Source organism: Thermodesulfobacteriota bacterium (assembly GCA_040756475.1).
GTDB lineage: Bacteria > Desulfobacterota > Deferrisomatia > Deferrisomatales > JACRMM01 > JBFLZB01.
This window is the reverse complement of sequence record JBFLZB010000297.1, coordinates 1-3,399: the sequence shown is the minus strand read 5'-3', so window position 1 is coordinate 3,399 and position 3,399 is coordinate 1. Positions and strand designations below refer to the sequence as shown.

General features: G+C 71.5%; 4 protein-coding genes. All 4 read right to left on the bottom strand.

Annotation, left to right across the window (positions count from 1 at the left end):
• Window positions 1-412 (bottom strand): biotin/lipoyl-containing protein (locus tag AB1578_22735; protein MEW6490715.1); only part of this gene is annotated, 412 nt, incomplete at its 3' end.
• A gap of 143 nt (window positions 413-555) precedes the next feature.
• The gene (locus tag AB1578_22730; protein MEW6490714.1) at window positions 556-1,533 is read right to left on the bottom strand and encodes an alpha-ketoacid dehydrogenase subunit beta; all 978 of its coding nucleotides are present in this window, start codon (window positions 1,531-1,533) and stop codon (window positions 556-558) included.
• Between the two features lie 120 nt (window positions 1,534-1,653).
• Window positions 1,654-2,613, bottom strand: coding sequence for a pyruvate dehydrogenase (acetyl-transferring) E1 component subunit alpha (gene pdhA, locus AB1578_22725; GenBank protein ID MEW6490713.1), 960 nt, complete (start codon window positions 2,611-2,613; stop codon window positions 1,654-1,656).
• A 153-nt stretch (window positions 2,614-2,766) separates the two neighbouring features.
• Window positions 2,767-3,399 (bottom strand): hypothetical protein (locus AB1578_22720; GenBank protein MEW6490712.1); only part of this gene is annotated, 633 nt, incomplete at its 5' end.

Below are 3,399 nucleotides of genomic sequence, written 5' to 3'. Positions count from 1 at the left end.
TCGAGGGCTGCCCGTTCGCGGCGGGGGTCGGGGCCTCGGTGGGGGTCGGGGCCTTGCCCTCCGGACCACCCGGGGGGCGGGCCTCGTCCGGACCCTCGGGCTCGGGCGGCTTCGGAAGAAGTTCCCCCTCGGGCAGCGGCTCGGGCTCCCCAGGGGAAACCCCGGCCTCCTCCCCGGCTCGCGCGATCCGGGCGATCACGTCCCCCACGGCGGCCACGTCCCCGTTCCCCCGCAGGAGCTCGGCCACGGTTCCATCCCAGAAGCTTTCGAGCTCCATCACCGCCTTGTCGGTCTCGATCTCCGCGAGCACGTCCCCCTCGCGCACCCGGTCCCCCGGTCCCACCTTCCACTCCACGATCCGCCCCTCCTCCATGGAGTCGGTGAGCTTTGGCATGGTGATGTCGATGGGCATGGCAGGGCTCCGGCAGGTTGTTCGTGGCAAGTTGCGGGTTGGCGTCCGGACCGATCCGACCGATCCGACCGATCCGACGGATCCGACGGATCCGACGGATCGGACCCGTCGCGCTTCACGTCTCACGTTTCACGCGTCACGTCTCACGCGTCCACGACCCGCCTTGCGGCGGCGGCGATCTTCGCGGGATCGGGGATGCAGGCCTGCTCCAGCTCCCTTGCGTACGGTGCCGGGATGTCCTCGCCCGAGACCCGAACGATGGGGGCTTCGAGCTCCCAGAAGACCCGATCGCAGAGGCCCGCCACGAGATCCGCCCCGATCCCGCAACGGGGCCAGCACTCCTCCACCACCACCGCCCGCCGGGTCCTGGCCACCGACGCCGCCACCGTGTCCCAGTCCAGGGGACGCAGGCTCAAGAGGTCCACCACCTCCGCCGAGATCTCGTCGGCCTCCAGCGCTTCGGCGGCCTCCAGGGCGAGCCGCGCCATGCGGCCGTAGCCGACGAGGGTCACGTCCTCCCCCGGCCGCACCACCTCCGCCCGGCCCAGGGGCAGGGGCTCCAGGCCCTCGGGCACCTCGCCCTTGTCGTTGTATAGCCCCTCGTGCTCCAGGAAGAGCACCGGGTCGTCATCGCGGATCGCGGCCAGCAGGAGCGCCTTGGCGGTCCGAGGTGTCGAGGGGTAGACCACCTTGAGGCCCGGAAAGTGGGAAAAGACCGCCTCGAGACTATGGCTGTGCTGGGCGCCGAGCTGGTGGCCGCCCCCTCCCGGGGCCCGGATGGTCACCGGCATGGGGCACTGACCCCCGAACATGAAGTACATCTTCGCCAGGTGGTTCACGATCTGGTCGAAGGCCACCAGGGCGAAGTTCACGGTCATGAGCTCCGCCACCGGGCGCAGCCCCCCGAGGGCCAGCCCCACGGCCGTGCCCACGATCGCGGCCTCGGAGATGGGGGTGTCGAGCACCCGCCGGGGCCCGAACTCCTGGAGGAGCCCCTGGGTGACCTTGAAGGACCCTCCGTACTCCGCCACGTCCTCCCCGAAGAGGAGCACGTCGGGGTCCCGGGCCAGCTCCTCCCGGAGGGCCTGGTTCAGGGCTTCGCGATAGGTAAGGACGGGCATGGCGCGAGCTCCGGAGCAGAAGGGTCGTCCGACGCGTCGGACAGGTCAGACGGGTCCGACGGGTCGGACCCGCTCGGGCCAGCGGGTTGGGTGGTGCCAGGGCGGACCGTGCGCAACCGCCTATGGCCTCACGTACACGAGCTTCCTCGCCTCTTCCAGGGAGAGCTCGCGGCCCGCCTCGGCTACGGCCACGGCGGCCTCGATGGCCTCGCGCACCTCGGCGTCGAGGCCGTCGAACTCCTCGTCGGGAACTTCGAAGTCGTGCCGGATCTGGCCCCGGAGCTTCTCCAGCACGTCGCGGCCGCGCCAGAACTCCACCTCTTCCTTGGAGCGGTAGGTGGCCGGGTCGCTCATGGAGTGTCCCCGGTAGCGGTAGCACCGGGCCTCGATGAACGTGGGGCCCTCCCCCCGGCGGGCCCGGGCCACGGCGCGCTCGGCTGCGGAGACCATCTTGAAGAAGTCCATGCCGTCCACCGCCTCGGCGGGCATTCCGTAGACCGAGGCCTTCCTGGCCAGGTTCCGCTCGGCGCTGGAACGCTCCACGCTCGTGCCGATGGCGTACTCGTTGTTCTCGCACACGAAGACGATGGGGAGCTTCCACAGCCCCGCCATGTTCAGGGCCTCGTGGTACACGCCCTGGTTGGTGGCGCCGTCGCCGAAGAAGCACACCACCACCTGGTCTCCCTCCCGGTACTTGACCGAGAGCCCCAGCCCCACCGCCACGGGGCACTCCCCGGCCACGATGGCGTAGCCCCCGTGGAAGTTGCGCTCCCGGTCGTAGAGGTGCATGGAGCCCCCCAGGCCCTTGCAGCACCCGTCGGAGTGCCCGTAGAGCTCGGCCATGACGGCGCCGGGGTCGGTGCCCCGCACCAGGAGGTAGACGTGGTCCCGGTAGCTCCCCAGCACGTGGTCGTCGGGCCGCAGGGGCCACAGCGCCCCCACCGCCACGGCCTCCTCGCCGGTGTACAGGTGCGAGAACCCCCCCATCCGGCCCTTCTGGTAGAGCTCGGCCACCTTGGTCTCGAAGGCCCGGGCGAGCCGCATCTGGCGGTAGGCCCGAAGGACTTCCTGCCGGTTCATCGGAGTTCCTCCCTCGCGCTTCCCCCCGGGGCCCCCCGGCCCCCGCTCCGGTGCGCCGCCACAGTCTACCCGAGGAGAGCCGGGCGTCGAGGAGGGGCAGTCGCGCAGAGCAGGTCCGAGGCAGAGCCTCGGGATCGGTCGCTCCCTTCCGTCTCAGGGATCGCGCAGGGTCCCGTAGGGCCCGAACCGCATGTGCCGGGTGTCGACCCGGAGCGACCAGAGCACCCGGTCCCGGAAGTGCCGCAGGAGGCGCACGTCGGCTTCGGGGCCGAGCTCCCGCGCCCAAACGACCTTGGCGCCCTCGATGTGGGCCCGGTTGTAGACCCACTCGTCGTTGCGGTCGGGGCTGGGAGGTGGGCCGCGCACCAGCACCAGGTGGCGCCCGTCCATGGTCTCCAGGCGGGAAGCGATCTCGGCCCGGTGCTGGCTCCAGATCTTGGGGTGGACTCCCGAAGTCGCGTAATGGGCGTGCACGCCCGCGCCCACCGTGAACGTGGCCAGGGCTGCCGCAAGGAGGCCCCCGCCCAGGAGCCGCCCGCGGGCGCGGCCCCTCCACCGCCAGGTTCCCAGGCGCCGCAGACCCTGCACCGCCAGGAGCAGGATCAGGGGCGCCACCGGTGCGTAGTAGTGGGGAAACCCCGCCACCGTGGCCGCGTTGGCCGCGGCCACGAGCAGGAAGGTGCCGGCGGCGAACAGCGTCCAGCGCTGCCGGCGCGACCCCCACAGCCCCGCCAGAAAGGGCAGGGTAAGGGCGGGGCCGAGGTAGAAACTCCAGAGCCACCGGTA